Genomic DNA, 22,045 nt, shown 5'->3' on the forward strand with positions numbered 1-22,045 from the left:
GGATAAGTACAGCTTAGGCAACAATTTAATTTTCAAAGAGCTTTTTTCACGCTCAATCATTTGCTTGAGTCTAGTATTTCTTTGGCTTTTTTAACCTTCAATGTTATATAGTTTTCAGGATAGACATAACCCCGCCTGTTCTACTCAGTAAACTTATAATTCCATAATTAATGGCTGATGTTACTGCAAAGCATCTATTTTCTAACTGTAGAAGGGAATTTACCTATAGGGCACAGCATCCCTGACGGGCTGGAAAACACCGATACATTAAAATATGGAAGTCTTGTTAAGCATTACAGGCTTGAATTTGGACATTGGCTATGCCTATCCAGCAATTTAATCTAACTTATATGGAAATTATATCATATTCCTCATATTTCCACATACCAGCTAGCATTTTTTGAAGTAGAATATCGGAATGTTCAAAAACACGGGCTCTATCGAAGAGAGAGGGGAAAATTGGGGATCTAAGAGGGGGCTCTTGTCATCCTTGTTCTCGCCACTCGAATATGGCAACATTAGGTAGGCTAAAAAAACCAGTTGATAAATAGTTGATAAAAGTACTGTATCCTTTAAGGGTACAGGAGGTATTATGTGAAATGAAAAATTGAATTTTAATTGTCGATGATGAGAGTGACATCGTTAATTTATTGAAAGATCATTTTGAATATAGCGGCTATGAAGTGCTTATTGCTGAATGCGGAGAAGAAGCGATTAAAAAATCTGAGCAGCAGCGGATATGTGGAATATCTTTTTGTTCCAGCTCCGGAGGCCGAATTAAGGTCCGCCACAATGCATTACCTCCAAGAAAATATCGCCAATGGCAACATCCCTGCGGAGGACGCCAAAGACTTTCAGTGGACGATAAAATTACTGGGAAATAACAGCTTTGACAATGTTCATACTGCAGTGCAGGAAGATAAACATGTCACCCTCTGGCTTCGGGCCTGCGAAAGTCAGTTCGGACAGAAGATCGGCAGCATAGAGCAAATCAATCACAACTTGCGCGCCGCGTTAGGAACAACGGGATACAGCCAGCTTCTATATGAAAAATACGTTACCTATATGCAAATAAGCGCGACCTTTTTGATATTCCCCATCTTCCTGCTTTTATTCACCAGGGATTCACGGTGCAATATGACTGAAATGTTATATGCACAGCCCATTTCATCAACAGAATATATTTTGTGCCGGTATTTGGGCGCGCTGATCCCCGTGTTACTGTTTTGCTATGGTTTCAGTATTCTGTTAAATATAATAAGCATGGCCAGGTTTATCCAAGCCGGGTGGGATATTGAGTACACATTCTTTTTCAAATCGAAAGCCGTTCAACAAGGAATGACCTACGGCTAGCATTTACACCCATAAGGAAATCTAAATAGCGGTTGCAATATAGGAATTGTCACCAATACCCAGTAATATGAACTAAGAATCGCGAAAGAGCATAAGCGAAGATAGCCAGAAGCACTATTCCCCCGACTACTTCTATCCAACCTGTATTGCCTGCCAGTCCTGCCAGTAGAGGTAAAATAGAGATTGTTGGCAGTATACTATTATAGAGCATTAGTTCTCCTTTCTTATAACTGCCCGCTGGAAATGTACCGAGAAAAGCCTTAAGCTTTTCTTCATTTTCATAGATTATTCTCCTGAGTAAAAATCCCAACATTAAAATAATAGCTATCAGGAAACCTAATCTTACCCCATCAGGTAAGGGAAACAGCACCACCAAAGCTCCCATCGCAAAAAACTGTAAGTAGAGTATTTGTAAACTTCCATTACGCATAAGATATTTGACATAAAAATATATGTGCGTATAAGCCGTTTTAAACGGTATTCCCAATCGCCTCGGTGACCAAAAGGAATACCCGTTTCTTTTGCGCGCGGGTTGTCCCGCGTACCCAAGCAAGCTTCCCATTAAAGTACTATCATAGAATGCCTCTGAATTGACCACCTCTTCCCAATCCTTAACCGGGAATAAGTATTTCAGTACAACCACCAGGACTAACATCAATAATAGAATCTTGATCATTATAATTAAGTATAATCCCTGAGCTGTATAGATATAGGGCCTCACGAGCATCTGCCATGCGGCAATATAGGCGATTAAAAACAGTGGATCAAAAAACCATTTAATATACTTGGGGAATCTTTGCTGGATAAAAAACTTTGTTCCCAGAACCAACATTCTTAATAAGAGCGCCCACAGCCCGATGTAAAACCACAGGTTCCAGGATACACCTGCCAGGTGCAGGTATATGGGATAGAATGCGAACACAACTACTACTACCCGTATACTGTTAAGGATAAAACTGCTTATAACTCCCCAACCGGCCAGGAGATTAAATTTTTTGGGATGGTAAAAAAGGTGAGCTAAATCTGCCTGAACAAGATAAGTGCGGAGATTTCCTTTAATGGTTACCCAGGCCAGTAGAACTAACAAAAGCAGTTCATACTCCGGCATAAACCAGTAGGGTAGAGCAATAAGACACTCCCGGTATGTGCAAAATACAAGTACGGATAAAGGAATGATAATATACAAGGCAACCCAGAAGTCAACGATTAATTTCAAGGCATCACGTACTCGTCTTAAACGGGCCGACATACGTTTTTGCCATAAAAAAAGACTTAGATTTCGTCTCATCCGTTTTTACCTCTGGTTAATTGGAGAAAAATCGCAAACAAGTCTTCCTCTGCACAGCGGGCTATATTTTGCAATTCCAATAGCGTACCGGCAATAATTATCTCACCCTTATCAAGAATAATAAACCGGTCACAGATGCGCTGGGCCGTTTCTAAAACATGGGTACTGAGGAGCATCGAAGCACCACGTTGCTTTTCCTGCTCTAGCAATTCCAGGAGCTCTTTTATAGACAGGGCATCCAGACCATTAAAAGGTTCATCAATCAAGTATAATGGTGGCCGGGCCAGTATGGCACAGATAATCATAATCTTCTGCCGCATGCCTTTGGAAAAACCTCCGGGGAAATGGTGTTTAACCTGCTCCATTTGAAATTGTTTTAAGAGTTTATCAGCCTTTCTTACAAACTCTCTTCGGTCTAACCCTCTGGACATAGCTACGAGCTCCATGTGCTCCCACATCGTCAGTTCTTCATATAAAGCGGGCGCTTCCGGTATGTACGCATATTGCTCGGGCAACACAACCTGGCCTTGCGTCCCGATTACTAACCCCTGCAGGGCTTTTATCAGCGTTGATTTGCCGGCGCCATTGGCGCCGATTAATCCCAGCAGTTCCCCTTCACCGACTGTAAAGCTAATATCCTTAATGACGGCTGTCGTCTTCGTATAACCTGCTGTTAGGTTTTCCACATTTAGAATTGGTCGCATATACGACCCCCTTTTCCAAAACTGCCCCTACAAAGATCATAGTCTCTTTTTCCCAAAAGCGCCAATATAAAGGGTTATTGTAAGAAAAAATGTTACCGTCCGGCTTTAAAAATGTAAACAGGTTCATTTTGGAACATGAATCCCCACCATATTCATCAAATATCGGGCATTGGAAGTGGTACAGCGGCCGGAACGAAGCTTATAATCGAATTCGATTCTCCCTTGTACATATTGTTCTTCAAAATGGTAATTCCTAAAGTTTAATTCCGGGTCTTTTTCCAGGCCGCAAAGCTCGAAATCATGGGTAGAAATCAAACCGATAACGTTCTTCTTGCTCAATTCTCTTAAAACAACCTGGGCACCGGCAATACGGTCCAAGGAGTTTGTCCCTCGAAATACCTCATCAATTAAATAAAGCATCGATTGCCCTTTATCTGCCTGCTTTAATATCATATTTATTCTGGTCAATTCGGCGTAAAAGGTAGAAATACCATTAATCAAATCGTCTCTTATCACCATAGATGTATATACGTCCATAATAGAACACCTGAATTTCCGGGCGCAAACGGCTGCCCCTGCATAGGTCAGAACCAGGTTCATGCCAATAGCCCTCAGGAAGGTGCTTTTCCCGGACATGTTGGAACCGGTAATAATACAAGAATACTTATCAATATCTATATCATTTCGAACGCATTTTTCCGACTGGATTAAGGGATGACCGAAGTCTTGCGCGTGAATCTTCATACTATGAGCCTGGAGTTCGGGGAAACCCCATTCCGGGTGTATATGGGATATGACGGAAAGGCTGGTTAAAGCCTCAAAGGCTCCAATTGTTTCAAACCAGGTTCTAATTTTCTTAGCGTTTTGAATTTTCCAGCGCTCTAAATAAACCGCACAATGGAAATCCCAAAATAAAAAGAGATTAAAAATAAAATAGAAAATAAGATTATAGCGAAAGTTAATGGCATCTGATATTCGTTCCAGACGTTTCATACAAATAGAAGCGGGCTCTGCCTGGTTATATAACTCAGATTTCAGAGTAGATAAGTAATCATCTTTAAATTGTTCAGATTCAATTAATAAAAACATGTTTCTAAAGGCAGCTAAACTTTTTTGAAATGAATATACCTTGCTTAAATCTGATGAAATTTTTTGATATCCGGCAAAATATAATAGCAACTGCAGGGCAAGAAGTACTATGGGAACCTCAAGGGGTAGGCCCCAAGCTGAAATAGACATTACCAAGGCCAGAATGGTAACCAGGGGGAAAAAACGTATGATGTGTATAGCTTTGGGGAGCGATCCGGATTCTTCAGCATAGCTGATTAATCCCCCGGTATCCCGTGATGCTTCATTTATCAGCAAGCCATGACACTCTAGATTTTGGCAGAATTCAAGTTTTGAAGCCAGTTCCCTGACTGCGTTCTGGCGCATTTTTATGCTATCCAGGTTTTTTGATGGATTGGCCAGGAGTGTTTTTAAATGGTATCTACCTAAAACCGTTTTAGCCAAAGATATCCATTGAAACAACGATTTAGGCCCGAAAATATCCAGATCATAGGTGTAGGGGTGATTAGCATCAACGAATTCCAGGCCACCATCATCAAATGAAACCCAGGTCCCGTTAATTCTGCTCAAATATCTGCGCTGTATTTCCAGCATGGCGCGAACCGTATGCAAGTCCTGCTCCACTTTAGAGTGTTTATAGACAAGGGCAAGAAATATTACCAGGAAGAAAAGTAAAACAGATACGGCTTGTGTCGAGGTTCCCAAGAACGAGCAAAGTATAGTAAATACTGCTCCGGCCAGAAATATAAAAAAACGCAGATTGCTTATCCTATCAAAGCTCTTTGTATAGCGTTTTTCAAGATTTTGATAGCTATTGTAACGAGTAAGAAATAATTTTTCAGCAGACATCGAAGCCTCCTACAAGCCAACAAGGGGACGTTCTTTTTGCTTCCCTATAAATCACAGGATTGGACTTAAAATTCAATGAGCGGAAAAGCAATCTATTTCTGACCGTGGCAGCAATATTATGGAGCCTGCTTGCCGACCTAAAGCCGGGCCGGTCGGTTGACCGGTCCGGCACAGGCTTCAGTTATAATTCCCGCTGGATTGGGTTATGGTTGTATCACAGCTGTAGTTGATCAGCCACCAGGCTCGGGGTATTCCAACGAAGGTGGCCCGGCGATAGCTGTCTTTCTAATCCTACCGGTAGTGGGCACGCCGTTGATTACGAAATAAGTTAACTAGATGATCTTTTCCATCCGGACCGCACAGACTTTGTACTCCGGAATTCCGGCTATGGGATCGAGTGCTTCTCCTTGGGTCAGTACGTTGGCTGCGGCTTCGCCATAGTGGAAGAAGGTAAATACCAGCTTCTCATTCAGGATATCGGTGACTTGAGCTTTTAGCTCAATACTGCCGCGACGAGTAGTGAGCCGCACCTTTTCACCATTCAGGATACCCAGTTTAGCCGCAGTTTTCTGATTAACCTGAACCTGGTTTTCAGGTCGATGAGTATCGAGTGCAATCGCCCTTCTGGTCATGCTGCGGGTATGATAATGGTACAACTGGCGTCCCGTGCTGAGAATTAACGGATACTCTTCATCGGGCAGTTCAAAAGCTTCCTTGAACTCCACGGCATGGAACAGACCCAAACCACGACTGAATTTCTCGGTATGCAGGATGGGTGTGCCGGGATGTTCCTCCGTGGGACAAGGCCAGTGAAGACCCGTCTGCTCAATACGATCATATGTGATACCGGCATAAGAAGGCGTCAGACTACGGATTTCCGCGAAGATTTCTTCTGGGGAAGCGTAGCTATTGGGGTAACCCAAACGAGTGGTCATATCACTAAGGATCTGCCAGTCCTGGCGGGCATCACCGCGGGAATTAACCGCCTTGCGTACCCGTTGCACTCTTCTTTCGGTATTGGTAAAAGTACCTTCTTTTTCGGCCCAGCTAACTCCGGGGAATACTACGTCAGCCATCTGGGCCGTCTCGGTCAGGAAAATATCCTGTACTATCAGAATATCCAATTTCTTTAGTGCTGCTTCTACGTGATGGGAATCAGGGTCACTTATCATGGGATTTTCGCCCAGACAGTACAGCGCTTTTACATCACCATGGTAGGCTGCGTTAATGGCTTCGGTGAGCATCAGTCCTTTAGCGGTTGGAAGTTTTACCCCCCAGGCCTTTTCGAACTTTTCCCGGTTGGCCTCGACAGCAACTGCCTGGTAGGCTGGATAGGTTACTGGCAGAGCCCCCATGTCACAGGCTCCCTGCACGTTGTTTTGACCACGCAAGGGATTGACCCCGGTGCCTGGTCTGCCCAGATTACCGGTTAATAAAGCCAGGTTGCAGCAGCTTTTAACATTATCGGTTCCGGTAGTATGCTGGGTAATGCCCATAGCATAGCAAAGCGACCCGGCTTCAGCTGCGGCATACATACGGGCGGCTTTGACAATATCTTCAGCGGGAACCGCAGTTATGGCAGATACTATTTCCGGCGTGTATTTTTCCACCACTTGTTTCATATCTTCATAAGCTTCAGTCCGTTTTTCAATAAAGTCTTTATCCTGGAGTCCTTCGTTGATGATAACATTCATTATCCCGTTGAGCAGGGCAACGTCGGTACCCGGTCGAAACTGCAGAAAAACATCGGCCATCTCCGCCAGCTCAATGCGTCGGGGGTCGGCTACGATGAGTTTGGCTCCATTTTCCCGGACGTTCTTCTTGATCTTATAACCTATAACCGGATGATTTTCGGTGGTGTTAGTTCCAATAAGGAAGATAACGGTCGCATCTTTTTCTAATTCTTCAATGGTATTAGTCATTGCGCCGCTTCCAAATGCTGCCCCCAGACCGGCGACAGTAACGGAGTGTCAGAGTCGGGCACAATGGTCGACATTATTGGTGCCAATCGCAACACGCGCCATTTTCTGGGCCAGATAGTTCTCTTCATTGGTAACCCGGGCCGAGCTGAATAGCGCTATGGAATCAGGTCCGTGCTGCGCCTTGACGGCGTTCAGTCTATTGGCGGCATAGTCCAGGGCTTCGTCCCAGGATGCCTCGCGCAATTGCCCATTTTCCCTGATTAAAGGTGTGGTCAAGCGATCCTTGTAATGGATAAAATCCCAGCCAAAGCGTCCTTTTACACACAAAGCCCCTTTATTGACCGGACTTAATTGGGCATCCCGGTTGGAAGTTACCCCAACCACTGTATCGTCTTTGACATTGAGTTCCAACATACAACCAGTACCGCAATAGGTACAGGTGGTTAACACCTTTTCATATTCGAAAGGTCTGCCTTTACCCATGGATACTTTACTGGTCAAAGCCCCGACCGGGCAGACCATTATGCATTGTCCGCAAAATACGCAGCTTGAATCGGCCAGTTTGCCATCAAATATGGTAGATATTTTGGCATGATGTCCGCGATCCTTGACGTTTATGGCCTGGGCTCCGGTGATTCCTTCGCAGGCTCTTACACAGCGGGTACACATGATACACTTGTCATAGTCCCGTTCGATAAAGGGATTGGGATCTTCCCTGGTGAAATGGGCTGCTTCACCCGCGAAACGGGATTCTTTCACGTCATAACGATAGCAGTACTCCTGCAGCTTGCAGGCCCCAACCTTTTCGCAAACCATGCAATTCAATTTATGGCGGGCCAGCAGTAATTCCAGGATAATCTTACGGGCTTCGACGACATTGGCGCTCTCAGTGTCCACGATCATGTTGTTTTCACAGGGTGTTACACAGGATGCTTGCAGATTACGCCGGCCCTGGACTTCAACCACACACATCCGGCAGGAACCAGCCAGTTTTAAGTCAGGATCATAACAAAAAGTAGGTATATCAGCGCCGGCTTGCTGACAGGCATCCAATAACATCGTACCGCGGGGGACTTCGATTTCTTTATCATTAATCGTTAGTTTTAACATGCTTATCCCTCCTTCCCTTAAAAATTAATTTAGCTTGCAGCTATATTCATAAGCAAAGTGCTGCAGGGTTGAATCAATGGGAATCGGTGCGGCTTGGCCCAGACCGCACAGGGCTGCGTTTTTCATTACCCGAGACAGGATCATCAGATTATCGATATCTTTCTGGCCGGCTTTACCGGCATTTATTTTTTCCATTATTTCACGGCAGCGCCAGGTACCTTCTCTACAGGGATTGCACTTGCCACAGGATTCATGTTCAAAGAATTTGGAGATTCTGGTCACGATATCGACGATATCTCTGGTTTCATCCATGACAAAGACCGCTCCTGAACCCAGGGACGCCCCAATTGCCGACATGGAATCAAAATCAATAGGGGTATCCAGGTTTTGTTCGGGGATAAAAGCACCGGAAGTCCCACCAACCTGGACCGCTTTTAATTTTTTGCCGCCTTTGACGCCACCACCCAGCTTATAAATAACATCCCGCAGATTATAATCGGTGGGTACTTCAAAGTAGGTGGCATTTACAACATCTCCGGTCAGGGTTAATACCTTGGTGCCCGGATATTTTGCCGCCCCGATGCCGGCAAACCATTCGGCTCCGTTGGTCAGTATGTAGGGCAGGCAAGCAAAGGTCTCGACGTTGTTTACTACCGTAGGGTGCGCCCATAAACCGGCTACTCCGGGGAAGGGCGGTTTGAATCTGGGTTCGCCGCGATGTCCTTCAATGGATTCAATCAGAGCAGTTTCTTCGCCGCAGACATAAGCGCCGGCACCCATTCTTACTTCGATATTGAAATCACCTAGCGCGCCTGAGGCTTTGGCGCTCTGGATTCCTTCTTTTAGCGTTTCAACCACAAAGGGATACTCTCCGCGACAGTAAATATAGCCGTGGTTGGATGCGATGGCAGCACCGCAGATGGCCATTCCTTCCAAAAGCGCCTGAGCATTTTTTTCACAGATGATTCGGTCTTTGTAAGTTCCTGGTTCGCCTTCGTCAAAATTGCACACCACATATCGGTCTTCATCCAATATGGGTACAAAGCTCCATTTCATGCCGGCATTAAAACCTGCGCCTCCTCGGCCCCTAAGACCGGATTTCTTAACTTCTTCGATAAGCGCTTTGCGATCCATGGAACGAGCTTTTTCCAGACCTTTATAGCCACCCACTTTTATGTAATCCTCAGCTATTTTCGGGTCTATCTGATCAGCATATTTCAGTAAAACTCTTTGTTCCTCAGCCATTTCTACACCTCCTTCATCTTTATTTTCAGGTTTCTAAAATCTGCCCCAGCTTTCAAAGGCTGGTCGCCTTGATTCCTAAGTTTTAGACTTGGGAAGCACGGGTGAAGCACGTTCCCGTGCTTTAGGGTAATCTCCTTTTTCTTTTCGGAATTATTATTAGGTTCAGCCATAATAACGTCTATCTCGACCGGTTGCTTCTTGCTGCTTTTCAGATTCAATTCTCCAGATAAATCACTGTCTAAGTCCGGATTGTTTGGACAGCTTGGGTGCTGAAATCATCTGGCTTTCTCTAATCTTTTTCAAACGGCTGCCAAAGTTCATGAATGTAGGCACCACCTTAGTAAGATTATGCCATTACTTAAGACAATAATCTAGCAATACATTAAAGGGGAAGCACGAGGAGATGATATTCATTAATTACATCTGTCGCAAGGGGGCAAGTGAAAAACGCCTCCCTGTTATAGTTATGGTATTCTGGTAACAATCGGCGAATAATCATATCTTTCTGAAGAGGTTATACTGGCACTAACCGGTGGTAGGACCAAGATCATCATGCAGGAAATTGAAAGGTACTAAGCAAAGCAGCCGGGAGGCTACCAGAAGTCATCTAAATTAAAAAGGAGAGTCTAAATGAGTTGCACCAAAGCATATGTTGAGTGGAATGGATTCGAGGGAACGGTAACAATTAATGAACCAGTTGTACGTTACCCTGGTAATCCAATATTAACATGTCATGACGTCAATGAAATCTGGGGCAATGATGGTCGTTTATATACATACACTGTTCATAATGCAGGAATGGCAGAAGTGACTGGTGCAAATGGCAAAACTCAAACAATAATGCTCTTTCGTTCCCACATTGCTGATGGTCGTAGTGTAATAGGAAAAGCAGTCAGTGACAATGGCTTAAACGCTTGGAAGGTCGACCCCAGACCATTTTTATTACCGGCGACAGAGAGTGACCTATTTGCTAAGGGTATCGATATTGCATCTATTATCGAATCTGAAGCCGGCGGTGTGGAAGATATTCGGGTTAGTCCCGTTGGGAGCGGCTTATATGTATTGACTTACAGTGCCTATCACAGACAGATTACTGATAGAGTCAAGGTTATGATAGCTGTAACCAAGGACTTTAAGACCGTTGTTCGCTATGGTCCAATATCCGAACAAGATATGCGCAATGTTGTTATATTTCCTGAACCTGATAAAAATAAAAAATGGATAGCTTTGCTGCGTCCCAACGACAAAAACAGGGAAGTTGCCGGCTCCGGCCATATCGGCGGCTCATTTGAAGAAATATGTGCAGGTTTCGCAGCAGGTCCTACCGGACCATGGGAAGTCGGTAATGTAATTATGCGAAGCGGTCACGGGCCGAGTGCATTCCAGGCAAAGATTGGTCCAGGCGCCCCGCCTATCAGGACTCGATATGGGTGGCTAAATATCTTTCATGGTGTGCGTTCAACCATGGCGGGAAATCCTTATACCCTGGGGGTGGCATTCCATGACCTGGAAGACCCAACAAACCCAAGTAAACTTCGTATTAGTGCCAAACCATTATTAATGCCCAGTGCAAGTGATTGTTTAGTTAGGGAGACTGATTATGTTCATGTACCTAATGTAGTGTTCAGCTGCGGTGCATTACCTGGCCAGGACGATACGCTAGCTATATATTATGGCGGCAATGATACAGTTATGAATGCCGGCCTGGCAAATATAGATATTCTAAACGAGATGTGTAATGTTTTCCGCCTGGACCCATTGACAGGGAAACATCTATATTCTCTATAAAAGCTGACAGCTTGGATACTCCATCCCCTGGTCATTCTTCGTAGTGGAATCGATGCTTTTTGAGCGGACGTCTAGGCTTGCAAGATAAGGAGAAGCCATTACCCCCTTAAATATTTATTTTAATTTCAGCACAACAAAAAACTCATTCAGTGTCAAAAAGATCTGCGCTTATTCTGGAATGTATCCAGATAATCGGTAACGCCTCCACAAGGATATCATGGGTCGTCAAATGCTTTAAGTTATATAAGGGTCTAACCCTTCTAACTGCCATGGTTCACCACAAATATGATTAAGGTAACATCTGTAACGAGAAGGCATGTTCATACGAGATTATTCTATTTTTGGGCGTAAGTTTATAAGCATCTTCATTATGTGATAAATCAGATAGTTGTCTTGCCGTTTTACCCTTGAGTACTCTTGCTACTTTTTGAATAGTAGCAAGTTCAATAGAAGTAAAGTAATCTATTTGGCAAGATCTGTTTGCTTTTACTATTTCAGCTTCCATATCGTTATAATATATTGGTTCTAATTCAATCGCTTCTTCGTTAACTGCAAATTGCAAAAACAACAACCAGTTATCCAAAGCTGGACCATTTGGTAATGCTGCATATACTGCTCCGCTTATAGATACTCCATATGCCTTAAAGTGTGAAAAATCGGACAACCATAAGTGTTTCATTAATGCGGTTTTTGATAGTCCGCTCTGCGTAAAATAGACAGTCATATTAAGTAGTTTATTTATATCCAATGATTTAAACCCGTTTTGAATACACGGTGACCATTCCGGTAATGTAACTTCATAAGATTTTGTATGTTTCAAAACATCAGTATCAATTTGAAGATTCTTTTTTTCATTTTCCGTTAGTAAGTAGTTCTTATCTCTTATTAGGTTTTCAAACTCCATGGGATCGCAAAGCCGCTTTAAACATTCATTGTGTGCAGGGGTAGGTAAGTTACCTTTCTCATAACGATAGATTGTAGCCGGACTCCATTCTAAAAGTTTAGCCAAGGTTCGCTGACTAATGTTATACTTCTGTCTTAGACTCTTTATGTCCTCACTGGATAACACTTTAAATTGTTTGCGGTACACCTCATATGCTTTACTTAAGTTGGCGTTATCCAACTCAGCGTCAAAGATATCTTCCCCACACATTGCACAGGCCAACACCATAGCGTCAATGGTTACGTCCAGGCCACGTACTGAATAAGTTTCTGTTTTTTGTATAGGTTTTACTGGGACTGTTTTTTGACAAACTGGGCAGTAAGCTTTTTGCATAATTAAAAACCTCCTATTTCCACGGAAATTCCATAGAGAAATTTGCCTTGTGGAATGAAATACAAACCACTTCCTGCTCTATCATGGTTCGCACTTTAATCTTTATGTAATACTGTACCCCCTCAATATCATCCCCAAAAACCCATAGATCTTCGTCAAAATTATCGCTGTCAGTTTCTGGACCGTTTACATAATTTAACAAAGACAGTTGCATTAAATATTCTTAAAAAAAAATACTCTATTGTCCATCCAAGTTCGGTTAATGCTCCTATATTTACTTTCCGAGGAACAAAATCATATTGTTCTTTTACCAGCAATTGCTTTACTTTCATTAAATAAAGCACTACCTTTTCTTGTGTAGTAATTGCCATATATATTCTCCTCATATTATATCAATAACAGAATAGCACATAAGATACATGTAATCAATTGATTACATGTGTTTGTTGCTTAATTGTAATTCATATTTCAGTACTCTGGCTTGCCGATACCATTACGTCCGCTGCGGTAAAGTCAACGACATCAGATGTTGAAGAACTGTAGAAACCTTTTTTGGTCAATTCTGCCTGGTCAAAAAAGGCTTTATACGGGCCAATCCCGATTTTCAAGCCGGTGGTGCGGTAAATCGTCCCGGTTGCCGTATGGCGGTCTGGTAGTCAATATCCTGTATTTCATCGCAGAACAGATAGAATATTTCTCCGTAGCTGCGTGAATCCTGATTGTTACGTCGTTCCCATTCAAGCAGAATATATCTTGTAAAAACAATGGTGGCATGGGCAATAAGCATATCATAGTTTCTGGCTGGTATGGTCAAAGATGCGGGCTAAAAGCTCTGCCTTCTTGGTCCGGGATCTGGAAAGAATCGAATCACCCAGAATAAACACCCTTACTCTCTTATCTGAGGTAAGACGATCAAATGCATCTGTTACCTGCAGTGAGAGTTGCAGGAGAAATATACGCCATGCATATTTGGGATTGTTCAAAAACCGATAATAGCTGTCCTTGCTGGGTAAATCCTGACCGCGTTTACTATTGAGTAATCTATTCATCTTCTTGCCTAAGAAAGCCAGCAAAAAGATGAACTCAAAGATCTGTTGAACCTTTACGCCACTTGCTTTGCGCGGGTCGTTGCCGCTATTTAAATATTCTCCCGAAGTCTCATTAAGAAATCTTGCAAGTGAGGATGGTTACACTCGTTTAAAATGTAATCCGGATTACCCGAGCATGCTATTTTGCCGTTATCAATGAATAGAATCAGATGCGCCAGGTTCTTAATAAAGCCAATCTGATGGGTAACAATCATCATGGCCATACCATCTTCAGCTAACAGTTTAATAATATCAAAGACTTCGTAGGCAAGTTCCGGATCAAGTGCCGAGGTTGGCTCATCGAATAAAATTATCTCCGGTTCCATGGCCAGAACTCTGGCTATAGCGACTCTTTGCTTTTCTCCCCCGGACAAATTACCAGGGTACTGCGCCATTTTATCTTTTAATCTAACCTTTTCCAATAGCGATTCGCCAAGTTCTTCGGCGCTCTTTTTGCTCAATTTTCTAACCACCCGGCATGGACCGGTAATATTTTGCAATACCGTATAATGCGGAAACAGATTAAAGTTTTGAAATACCATTCCTATTTTCTTACGAACATTTACCGCCTCTCTACTGCTGTTCAGGCGCTGACCTTTAATTAGTATTTCTCCCCGCTGGGTTGCTTCCAGACCGTTGATACATCTAATCAAAGTACTTTTTCCAGAACCGCTGGCGCCAATTATACCCAGAATTTCTCCGGCAGAAACGTTCAAAGATACACCCCTTAGCACTGATAAATCACCAAATGATTTATAGATATCTTTTATTTCTATCAAATGGCTTAGAGTATCCATCTTCTTTCCTTTCTTTCTATTTGTTTAGCCAGCAGAACGATTGAAAAGGTTAATACAAAATAAAATAAACCCAAAGTCAAATAAATTTCAAATGGCCTGGCCGTACGGGAATAAATCAGATTGCCTGTTCTGGTGAGTTCGGTAATAGATATTACTGAAACCAGTGAAGTTTCTTTAAGCATAGATGAAAAACCATTCATCAGTGGCGGTATTGCCACCCTGATAGCTTGAGGCAATATGATATGCCATATTGCCTCAAGCTTATTGTAACCCAATGAATATGCAGCTTCTTCCTGTCCCTTGGAAACCGATAAAATAGAAGCCCGTACTGACTCAGACATGTAGGCTCCGCCATTTAAAGCCAGGCCGATTACCGCCGCTGAAAACGCATCCATTATTATACCCACGGAAGGTAGGCCATAATAGATGAAAAACAGCTGGATTAGCAGCGGCGTTCCGCGAAATATTTCCACATATACGGCAAGCAGCACTTTGAACAGACCGGGAATTTTATAGCTTCTTAAAACCCCTACTGTAAAAGCAATAATTAATGCAAATACAAAGGCCAGAACCGTAATTTTTACGGTTATTAGGGTGGCCTGCCAAAATAGCGGTAAATTCCTTATTACGGTATCAAAGTTGAGCTCCATGATTCTAGATCTGTAATTTCAGCCATTTATCATGAATCTGATCATACTCTCCGCTGGCCTTGATCGCCTTCAATGCTTCGTTTAATTTAGCAGTCAAAGCATCCGCGCCTTTTTTGTTAACCATTACGATTTCGCTGGTTTCCCCAACTGGAGTATCGATGATCTTAAGATCTGATTTATCCTTTATTTGTGTGGCGGCATAAGCATAACCCACTATTACAGCATCAACCCGGTCGTTGGTCAGATCGATAAAAGCTTCGGGATTATAGTTGTACCGTTTAATCTCTTTAAGTCCGCTCAGACTGTCGGCCGCTATTTCACAACTGCTTGCGGACTGTACTCCGACTACCTTGTCTTTTAAATCGTCAACCGTTTTTATAGAATCGTTACCTTGCTTTACTACAATTATGTCATTAAGTTCATAATAAACATCACTTACATTTATATTGGCACTGGCCGCTTCCTGTTTGGACATGCAGGTAATCAGCACATCGTAATCACCTTTTTCAACCCCGGCCAATAATGCTTCCCATTGAGCATCTATAAATTTCACTTTAACACCCAGATTTTTTCCCAGCGCATTGGCCAGGTCTACGTCAAAGCCTTCAGGTTGATTGGTTTTTTCATTAATAGATTCAAACGGCGGATATTGGGCACACATGCCAACGACTAATTCGCCATTTTTCTCAACTGTAGTCCAGGAGTTATCGCTTACTTCCGGCTGGCTTTTATCTGCTGACTTATCAGTAGTCTTGTCAGCACATCCCCCTGCCATAAACAATATTACCGCCAATAGACCAACCAGTACTGCAGATGCCTGTTTGAATTTAAACACCTAACCCTCTCCTCTCAATACTTTTTTGATATCTGCAATTGAAGCAGCCGGATCGGCTTCCTCAATAGCCAGCATAGGTATGTATATTTTATTAGCTTCGAGCAATTTTCGAATCTGTTCTATGAATATACCCGGTGATTCAATAGTATTTACTTGCTGCATCATTTCTTCCGTAGTCCGGCGATCATTTATTTCACCGCCCCAGGATGCTGCCGAGCAAGTTTTACTGACCCCGCATGAAGGACTTCCATTTACCCCGATAAGCGCTGCCAACCGGTAGCCGTTCTTATGGTAGTCGATGATTTGCTCCAATAGCGGAGTAAATATTTCGTTACAGTATTTCCTATAGAACGGTATGTCCAGTTGCTCCTTAACTTTTCCCCAGCGCCTGATTCCTTCGCAGCCCAACTCGGGGCAGGGAAGCTGAATGATGCCAAAATTCTCTTCGATCAAAAACTTGATTAATTCTTCATGAGCACCTTTATAATTAGCCAATCCATAAACCTTGGCATTGACATTTAACAGGCAATGACTTAGTAAAACCAGCTTTTTATCTCTAAGCAATAATCATAACCTCCTGATTATAACGAGGCGAAAAATGTTTCCTGTCCCGTTGCAGCGGTGTGTTGCTTGCTTCCGATACTTAAATCCTGTATTCTCCATAAATATCCCAAATTCCCCATAGCAATATATTATCATAATTACACAGACTATAATAAATAAAATTATGTTATATTAAAATCGCAAATATCGTATTTTTAGCGTTACGCAGGCGTTATGCAGGGACGTTCTTTATGTAACATTTAGTTTACCGCGAAGTGTTACGGGAAGAACGTCCCCAGCCCCTCGGGGCTATATCCTGTCAACCAATAAACGACCCCCCAATTACGTGCTGCTTTGCAGTCATTGCAGTGAATTGAACGAGGTGGAGATAGGTCTATTCAGCCCAGTTTTGAATCCGCAGTTGGGGAATTCGGCTAAATTCTTTAGTATTGTTGCTAACTAAAATAAGCTTCTCGGATAAGGCATGAGCTGCAATCAATAGACAGCAGCAAAAAAACGGTGGGTATGCCGAGGGCCTTGTTCACCTACGGGATGTTTTCCATGTTCAACGCCATTTTTAAAGAACTGGGCTTCAATGTAATCTTGTCCGAACCCAGCAGTGAAGAAACCGTCCGCCTGGGCCAGCAGTATGCTTTGGATGAAACCTGCTATCCGGTTAAGTTGATTACCGGCCATATGGCCGAACTGGTGGTAAAAAAGGTGGATTACATCTTCTTCCCCTATTAGCTTTATGAATTGCCGAAGATTGAGCGAGACAGTATTGCCTTTTTAATTCCGCAAAATGAAGGAACGGAAACAGACGGGCAGTATAACCGCTTGCTGAGGACGAAACTGGATGAAGAAGGCTTCGGGAATGTTGATGTGCTAGCGCCTTTTATGGAGGATGTGCTGTACAAGAATGAAGAAGATGTAAGGCTGATCTGTTTAGGAAAGGTTGCTTGACGGGGGCCGACAGGGGGACGTTCTTTTTGTTGGCTAAAACTAGGCATTGAAGACAATATCTACACTCATCCAGGTAACTCGGGTAATCTGTCTTAGCGATACGCCGTCGATTTTCTTGATTTCTCAAAATCTCGTTTCGTTTTGCCTTATCCATGCCTTGAAGCCTTCCGATTGGTTCACCGCTCATCAATTTGTCAATCTCTGTTTTGCCTTCGCTATCGGTCTTACAGTCCTTGACCTCATCTTCCAGGCATTATCTTCATTTTCTCGCTTCATGAATTCTCGAAATGCCTATATTGATATCTCTCGGTCTTGATTAATAACTCCCAAGGCAAAACTTGGTTCGCTTAATTTTTTTCTGTCAAGCGACCTGATGTTTGCAATAAGTTCGTATGGCAAGGAGAAGGAACACGGGAATTTCAATTACAGCGGCTGCCAGTATGACGCAAGGCGTCCAAAAGCTCATTTGTCCAATATGCAGGTAATTAAAACCGGTCAGTTGATAAAGCAAGCTGTTTTGCATACCGATTCCTGCCGACGGTAAAATAAAACTGAGCCAATTAGCGCCGGTTGAATACGTAAATATCGGAAGCAAGCACATTACAATGGCAATCAGGATAACAGAAATCGAATCCTTGCATTTGGCCGATAGAAATAATGTGAAACTGATAGTTGCCAGCAAGGAAATAAGTCCTCCGATTGCCAAAACAGCTTGCAGTTGCCCTAAATTAATGGCAGGCAGGCTGATAACGGAAAACAACATCTGCATAGACGTTTTCATGCATTCCGGCCCAAATGCAAGGTTTGAGATCAGCAAGTGCATTGAAATACATATGACGAACGTTGCGGCCAAAATGGTTAGTGCAGCCAATATTTTTACAATTGCCAATCGGGAGCGCCCATGCTTGGTGCAGCGCAAAATACTGTCTGAACCGGTCTGATATTCATTGGAAAACGTAGGTGTGGCAGCCGCTGTGCAAAGAATCACAAGTAGAAAAATATAAAGCACGATGTAATCAAAAGCGTCCCTCGAATATCCCGCATAAAGCTGAAAGGGTGTTTTTACCTCTGTATATTTTTGCAGGGCTTGTTCCTGTGCAGTTGGGTGTTCTTTTTGCTCCATCTGCATAATATATTTCAGGTGCTGTACCGTTTGTTCATAAAAGCTGTCTAATTTGTCCGGCGATATATTCATTAAACTTGTCGCCTGACCGGTTTTGGGGTCAGAAAATGTTTCCGGCAGCCTTCCTAAAAGCGACCCGACCGGAAATACCTTTTCCATATAAAGGCCTACCGGGAAGTCTCCGCTATAAATGCTGTCCTCTCCATATGGTGAAACGGCACTTTGATAGGTATTTAAAGCCTTTTTGAGCCTTTCCGGGGTTACTTCTCCGTTATTGATAGAGCGAAGCGACTTTTTATAAGTAATCGCTTCCAGACCATTTAGCTCCGCTACTTTGTTACCATCTTCACCATATTGGTTGATGTCCTCAAATGTGACGGGAAGCCAGGCCATTACCGCAGACATCAACAGCGCAATGAGCAATAAAATAATAGAACGGCGTGATTTAAGCACGCGCTTTATTTCCAGCCAATAAATACGCATAAATTATTTTCCCTCCTCACTAATTTCCTCTTGCGGGAATAACCATAAATATAAATCCTCCAAACGAGGCGGCGCCATTACAGAATCACTGGTTTTCGCCTCATCTGCCAGATAGCGGATAGATACCTGATTGTTACCCTCACTGCGCTGGTTGATAATGCGAAGCTGCATTTCATACATAGGCATCTTGTCGGCAGGCACCAAGCAAGTCCAAACTTTCCCCGTGACTTGCTTTACCAATTCGTCTGTTGTGCCGACATCAAGTATTTTTCCGGCTTTCATAATGGCATTTTGGGTAGCAATATACTCAATGTCGGATACGATATGGGTTGAAATGAGAACGATGCGGCCATGGGAAAATTCCGAAATGAAATTGCGGAAACGCACCCGCTCGCCGGGGTCAAGACCGGCAGTCGGTTCATCCATAATCAGAATTTTCGGGTTATTGAGCATTGCTTGTGCAATCCCGACCCGGCGCTTCATTCCTCCGGATAACTTGATGATTTTTTTGTTCTTTACGTCGGAAAGGGTGAGTGTATGCAGCAGGCCGTCAATCTTTTTTCTCGTTTCTCTTACCGGAACATCCTTAAGCGCGGCAACATATTCCAAATAATCCTTCACCGTAAAATCTTGAAAAAATCCAAAGTCCTGCGGTAAGAAACCAAATATATTTCTGTATTCTTCTCCCATTGTGTGAATGTCCTTACCGTCATAAAGGATTTTTCCGCTGCTTGATTTCAAAATGTCTGCGATCATCCGCATGAGCGTAGTCTTGCCGGCTCCGTTGGCTCCAAGCAGACCCCATACGCCCGGCGTAAGATTCAGACAGACATCATCAACAGCGGTTTTATCCTTAAACTGTTTACTAAGGTGTATGGTTGTCAGTTCCATGTCAGTTCTCCTTATTCTTTTATTACAAAGACAAATGTCCTGGTTCAGTATTTATTGTACTGAACCAGGACATTGCAAACTTTAAGATGAACAGGATAAGTTCCTAAGAAAATCCTAATATCCGATTGATATTTTCCTAAGACAAAGTTGGCAGCGACACGGTAAACGTAACCTTATCATTTTCACTCTGAACAGAGATTTCTCCGCCGTGTAAATGAACGATTTCTTCCGCGATGGACAAGCCAAGTCCCGTCCCCGTCCCGCCTGTGTCTGATTTACGAGTTTCATCTAAACGATTGAATTTCTCAAAAATAGAAGGTAGCTGGTCAGGTGGGATTGTCTGCCCGTGGTTCTCAAATGTAATAACGAGGTTTTCGTTGTCCGTCTTTGCGGAAATAATGATTTCCGTATGGGGATAACTGTATTGAACAGCGTTTTTCAGAATGTTGTTAAACACTCTGGCCAGCTTTTCGGAGTCTGCATAAACCGTCAAATTTTCATCTGCGTGAAGTGTGGCGGAATTTCCTTTGACAGATAGGACAGGATAAAATTCATCAACCAACTGCACGAGCATATAGTATAAATCCACAGTCTCTTTGGTCAGCTTGATTTGCTGCGTGTTGTACCGTGTAATCTCAAAAAATTCGTTGATGAGCTTTTCCAGCCGCTGTGCATTTTTCAGCGCGGTGCCTATATATTTTGCCTTTTGCGGGGTCGGCATGTCGGGCGCTTCTTCAAGCAAACTTAGATAGCCGATTACGGAGGTCAGCGGCGTCCGAATATCGTGCGCCAGATACATGACCAATTCGTTCTTTTTGCTTTCGGCCTCTCTGACCGCCTGTTGGCTTAACAGAACAGCCATTTTGATTTGGTTCATCTGCTTTTCCATGTTTTTGAGCGGTTCAGATAATTCGATGGTGCTGTCATTTTGCTGATACACAGTCTTGCTGGCATCTATGACTTCCTGCAAATATCCCCATGGCTTTTTCCAATAATGATAGAAGATACAGCAAAAGCCGATAACAAGATATAGGAAAAAGATAACGTCAATTCTGAGGTAAAGCCATGGAAAAAACGCATTTGAAAATCGACTAAAGCCATAGTCAAATACTATTGTTAGGGCATAACCAATCAATGTATAAAGTATCAAAGTAATGTAAAGCTTTATACGTAACTTCTTTTCTATGGTATCATTCTTCAGACTTATACCCATTCCTTTCTTGAGGCACAAAACGTCATGAAAGATTTCTTTCAAACTTATAACCATTCCTTCCTTGAGGCACAAAACGTCATGAAAGATTTCTTTCAAACTTCACCTCCCAGGAAGCATGGTGACGTTCCTTTTGCTTCCCTGATAGTTAAATTTTGTACCCCACTCCCCATATCGTCTTGATATACTTCGGTTCGTCTGAGGTATCGCCTATTTTTTCACGCAAATGCCGGATATGAACTGTTATTGTGTTATTGCTTTTGCTATAATATTGATCTTTCCATATCTCATGGAACAATTCTTCTGCACTAACTACTGTACCTTTACGTTCCAATAGAATTCGGAGGATAGAAAACTCCGTAGGCGTTAAACTAATTGCCTTCTCATTCAGTAGACATTCATGTGTTTTCGTATTGAGTTCCAGACCGGAATAAGAAAGAATCGAACCTGTATTTGTTTCTTCTTTGGTGGAATTGTACTTTTTGTACCGGCGCAGCTGTGCTTTTACTCTGGCAAGCAATTCAAGCGGACGAAACGGCTTCGTAATATAGTCGTCAGCGCCTAAAGTTAAGCCAGTAATTTTGTCGATTTCCTCGTCTTTAGCCGTCAGCATAATAACCGGAAAAGTATATTGTGCACGGATTTTCTGACAAAGGGAAAAGCCGTTTACCTCCGGCATCATAATATCCAGAATAGCAAGGTCAAGATCTTTTGTTTCGATACAGGCTAATGCATCTTTTGCAGAGTAAAATTTATAAACAACATAGTTTTCATTTTGCAAATACACTTCGATCAAGTCTGCAATATCGTGTTCGTCATCGACGACAAGAATTTTATCATTCATGGAATAACGCTCCTT

Annotated in this window: 21 protein-coding genes; 4 read left to right on the forward strand and 17 right to left on the reverse strand. The window is 42.9% G+C overall.

What is annotated here, in order from left to right; translation table 11 throughout:
* Positions 1–690 precede the first annotated feature (690 nt).
* Positions 691–1,353 carry a hypothetical protein gene (locus AWB54_RS15970; RefSeq protein WP_061214844.1) on the forward strand — a complete coding sequence of 221 codons (663 nt, stop codon included), beginning with the start codon at positions 691–693 and terminating at the stop codon, positions 1,351–1,353.
* A gap of 49 nt (positions 1,354–1,402) precedes the next feature.
* Here AWB54_RS15970 and AWB54_RS12025 read toward each other — a convergent pair whose 3' ends face one another.
* The 5 genes from AWB54_RS12025 to nuoF form a co-directional block, all read right to left on the reverse strand.
* Entirely contained in the window at positions 1,403–2,641 is a 1,239-nt protein-coding gene (locus tag AWB54_RS12025) for an ABC transporter permease (RefSeq protein ID WP_082736198.1), read from the reverse strand.
* Complete coding sequence (locus tag AWB54_RS12030; protein ID WP_061214846.1) at positions 2,638–3,345, reverse strand: ABC transporter ATP-binding protein; 708 nt, start codon at positions 3,343–3,345, stop codon at positions 2,638–2,640. The genes AWB54_RS12025 and AWB54_RS12030 overlap by 4 nt, the downstream gene beginning before the upstream one ends.
* Positions 3,346–3,468: 123 nt before the next feature.
* Entirely contained in the window at positions 3,469–5,262 is a 1,794-nt protein-coding gene (locus AWB54_RS12035) for a MutS family DNA mismatch repair protein (protein ID WP_061214847.1), read from the reverse strand.
* A 332-nt stretch (positions 5,263–5,594) separates the two neighbouring features.
* Entirely contained in the window at positions 5,595–8,300 is a 2,706-nt protein-coding gene (gene fdhF, locus AWB54_RS15440; RefSeq protein ID WP_235811182.1) for a formate dehydrogenase subunit alpha, read from the reverse strand.
* Between the two features lie 18 nt (positions 8,301–8,318).
* On the reverse strand, positions 8,319–9,539 hold the full coding sequence (gene nuoF / locus AWB54_RS12050; protein WP_061214850.1) for an NADH-quinone oxidoreductase subunit NuoF: 1,221 nt from the start codon (positions 9,537–9,539) through the stop codon (positions 8,319–8,321).
* Between the two features lie 630 nt (positions 9,540–10,169).
* On the opposite strand from nuoF, the gene AWB54_RS12060 reads away from it, so the two are divergent.
* Positions 10,170–11,327, forward strand: a complete 1,158-nt coding sequence (locus tag AWB54_RS12060; protein WP_061214852.1) for a glycoside hydrolase family 130 protein — start codon at positions 10,170–10,172, stop codon at positions 11,325–11,327.
* A gap of 289 nt (positions 11,328–11,616) precedes the next feature.
* On the opposite strand, the gene AWB54_RS12065 is transcribed toward AWB54_RS12060, so the two are convergent.
* The 8 genes from AWB54_RS12065 to AWB54_RS12100 all read right to left on the reverse strand — a co-directional run bounded on the left by AWB54_RS12065 (position 11,617) and on the right by AWB54_RS12100 (position 16,537).
* Positions 11,617–12,603, reverse strand: coding sequence for a type II TA system antitoxin MqsA family protein (locus tag AWB54_RS12065; RefSeq protein WP_061214853.1), 987 nt, complete (start codon positions 12,601–12,603; stop codon positions 11,617–11,619).
* 170 nt (positions 12,604–12,773) lie between these two features.
* Entirely contained in the window at positions 12,774–12,974 is a 201-nt protein-coding gene (locus AWB54_RS12070) for a hypothetical protein (protein ID WP_061214854.1), read from the reverse strand.
* A 233-nt stretch (positions 12,975–13,207) separates the two neighbouring features.
* Positions 13,208–13,390 (reverse strand): hypothetical protein, encoded by a 183-nt coding sequence (locus AWB54_RS12075; RefSeq protein ID WP_153014724.1) that lies wholly within the window; start codon positions 13,388–13,390, stop codon positions 13,208–13,210.
* Between the two features lies 1 nt (position 13,391).
* Complete coding sequence (locus AWB54_RS12080) at positions 13,392–13,676, reverse strand: hypothetical protein (protein ID WP_061214856.1); 285 nt, start codon at positions 13,674–13,676, stop codon at positions 13,392–13,394.
* A gap of 65 nt (positions 13,677–13,741) precedes the next feature.
* Positions 13,742–14,488 carry an amino acid ABC transporter ATP-binding protein gene (locus AWB54_RS12085; RefSeq protein ID WP_201785627.1) on the reverse strand — a complete coding sequence of 249 codons (747 nt, stop codon included), beginning with the start codon at positions 14,486–14,488 and terminating at the stop codon, positions 13,742–13,744.
* Entirely contained in the window at positions 14,476–15,138 is a 663-nt protein-coding gene (locus tag AWB54_RS12090; protein ID WP_061214857.1) for an amino acid ABC transporter permease, read from the reverse strand. Before AWB54_RS12090 ends, AWB54_RS12085 begins: the two co-directional genes overlap by 13 nt.
* 4 nt (positions 15,139–15,142) lie before the next feature.
* Positions 15,143–15,973 carry an ABC transporter substrate-binding protein gene (locus AWB54_RS12095; protein WP_235811178.1) on the reverse strand — a complete coding sequence of 277 codons (831 nt, stop codon included), beginning with the start codon at positions 15,971–15,973 and terminating at the stop codon, positions 15,143–15,145.
* The gene (locus AWB54_RS12100) at positions 15,974–16,537 is read right to left on the reverse strand and encodes a CD3072 family TudS-related putative desulfidase (RefSeq protein ID WP_061214858.1); all 564 of its coding nucleotides are present in this window, start codon (positions 16,535–16,537) and stop codon (positions 15,974–15,976) included. It abuts the gene before it with no gap.
* Positions 16,538–17,041: 504 nt separating this feature from the next.
* Here AWB54_RS12100 and AWB54_RS12105 point away from each other — a divergent pair.
* Together AWB54_RS12105 and AWB54_RS12110 are read left to right on the forward strand one after the other, a co-directional pair.
* Positions 17,042–17,263, forward strand: a complete 222-nt coding sequence (locus AWB54_RS12105) for an acyl-CoA dehydratase activase-related protein (RefSeq protein WP_082736200.1) — start codon at positions 17,042–17,044, stop codon at positions 17,261–17,263.
* A gap of 9 nt (positions 17,264–17,272) precedes the next feature.
* Entirely contained in the window at positions 17,273–17,479 is a 207-nt protein-coding gene (locus tag AWB54_RS12110) for a hypothetical protein (RefSeq protein WP_061214860.1), read from the forward strand.
* A 361-nt stretch (positions 17,480–17,840) separates the two neighbouring features.
* On the opposite strand, the gene AWB54_RS12115 is transcribed toward AWB54_RS12110, so the two are convergent.
* The 4 genes from AWB54_RS12115 to vanR all read right to left on the reverse strand — a co-directional run bounded on the left by AWB54_RS12115 (position 17,841) and on the right by vanR (position 22,030).
* The gene (locus tag AWB54_RS12115; RefSeq protein ID WP_061214861.1) at positions 17,841–19,085 is read right to left on the reverse strand and encodes an ABC transporter permease subunit; all 1,245 of its coding nucleotides are present in this window, start codon (positions 19,083–19,085) and stop codon (positions 17,841–17,843) included.
* A 3-nt stretch (positions 19,086–19,088) separates the two neighbouring features.
* Positions 19,089–19,976, reverse strand: a complete 888-nt coding sequence (locus AWB54_RS12120) for an ABC transporter ATP-binding protein (RefSeq protein WP_061214862.1) — start codon at positions 19,974–19,976, stop codon at positions 19,089–19,091.
* Positions 19,977–20,112: 136 nt separating this feature from the next.
* On the reverse strand, positions 20,113–21,285 hold the full coding sequence (locus AWB54_RS12125; protein ID WP_368664473.1) for a sensor histidine kinase: 1,173 nt from the start codon (positions 21,283–21,285) through the stop codon (positions 20,113–20,115).
* Positions 21,286–21,334: 49 nt separating this feature from the next.
* Positions 21,335–22,030: a VanR-ABDEGLN family response regulator transcription factor gene (vanR, locus tag AWB54_RS12130; RefSeq protein ID WP_061214863.1), complete on the reverse strand. Its 696-nt coding sequence runs from the start codon at positions 22,028–22,030 to the stop codon at positions 21,335–21,337.
* Between the last annotated feature and the right edge of the window lie 15 nt (positions 22,031–22,045).

The sequence above is a fragment of the Syntrophomonas wolfei subsp. methylbutyratica genome, assembly GCF_001570625.1.
In the GTDB taxonomy this organism is placed as follows: Bacteria; Bacillota; Syntrophomonadia; order Syntrophomonadales; family Syntrophomonadaceae; genus Syntrophomonas; species Syntrophomonas methylbutyratica.

Coding starts and splice junctions, on each gene's coding strand:
- AWB54_RS12025 (WP_082736198.1), bottom strand. CDS start 2,641: ATGAGACGAAATCTAAGTCTTTTTTTATGGCAAAAACGTATGTCGGCC.
- AWB54_RS12030 (WP_061214846.1), bottom strand. CDS start 3,345: ATGCGACCAATTCTAAATGTGGAAAACCTAACAGCAGGTTATACGAAG.
- AWB54_RS12035 (WP_061214847.1), bottom strand. CDS start 5,262: ATGTCTGCTGAAAAATTATTTCTTACTCGTTACAATAGCTATCAAAAT.
- nuoF (WP_061214850.1), bottom strand. CDS start 9,539: ATGGCTGAGGAACAAAGAGTTTTACTGAAATATGCTGATCAGATAGAC.
- AWB54_RS12060 (WP_061214852.1), top strand. CDS start 10,170: ATGAGTTGCACCAAAGCATATGTTGAGTGGAATGGATTCGAGGGAACG.
- AWB54_RS12065 (WP_061214853.1), bottom strand. CDS start 12,603: ATGCAAAAAGCTTACTGCCCAGTTTGTCAAAAAACAGTCCCAGTAAAA.
- AWB54_RS12070 (WP_061214854.1), bottom strand. CDS start 12,974: ATGGCAATTACTACACAAGAAAAGGTAGTGCTTTATTTAATGAAAGTA.
- AWB54_RS12075 (WP_153014724.1), bottom strand. CDS start 13,390: ATGCTTATTGCCCATGCCACCATTGTTTTTACAAGATATATTCTGCTT.
- AWB54_RS12085 (WP_201785627.1), bottom strand. CDS start 14,488: ATGGATACTCTAAGCCATTTGATAGAAATAAAAGATATCTATAAATCA.
- AWB54_RS12090 (WP_061214857.1), bottom strand. CDS start 15,138: ATGGAGCTCAACTTTGATACCGTAATAAGGAATTTACCGCTATTTTGG.
- AWB54_RS12105 (WP_082736200.1), top strand. CDS start 17,042: ATGCCGAGGGCCTTGTTCACCTACGGGATGTTTTCCATGTTCAACGCC.
- AWB54_RS12115 (WP_061214861.1), bottom strand. CDS start 19,085: ATGCGTATTTATTGGCTGGAAATAAAGCGCGTGCTTAAATCACGCCGT.
- AWB54_RS12120 (WP_061214862.1), bottom strand. CDS start 19,976: ATGGAACTGACAACCATACACCTTAGTAAACAGTTTAAGGATAAAACC.
- vanR (WP_061214863.1), bottom strand. CDS start 22,030: ATGAATGATAAAATTCTTGTCGTCGATGACGAACACGATATTGCAGAC.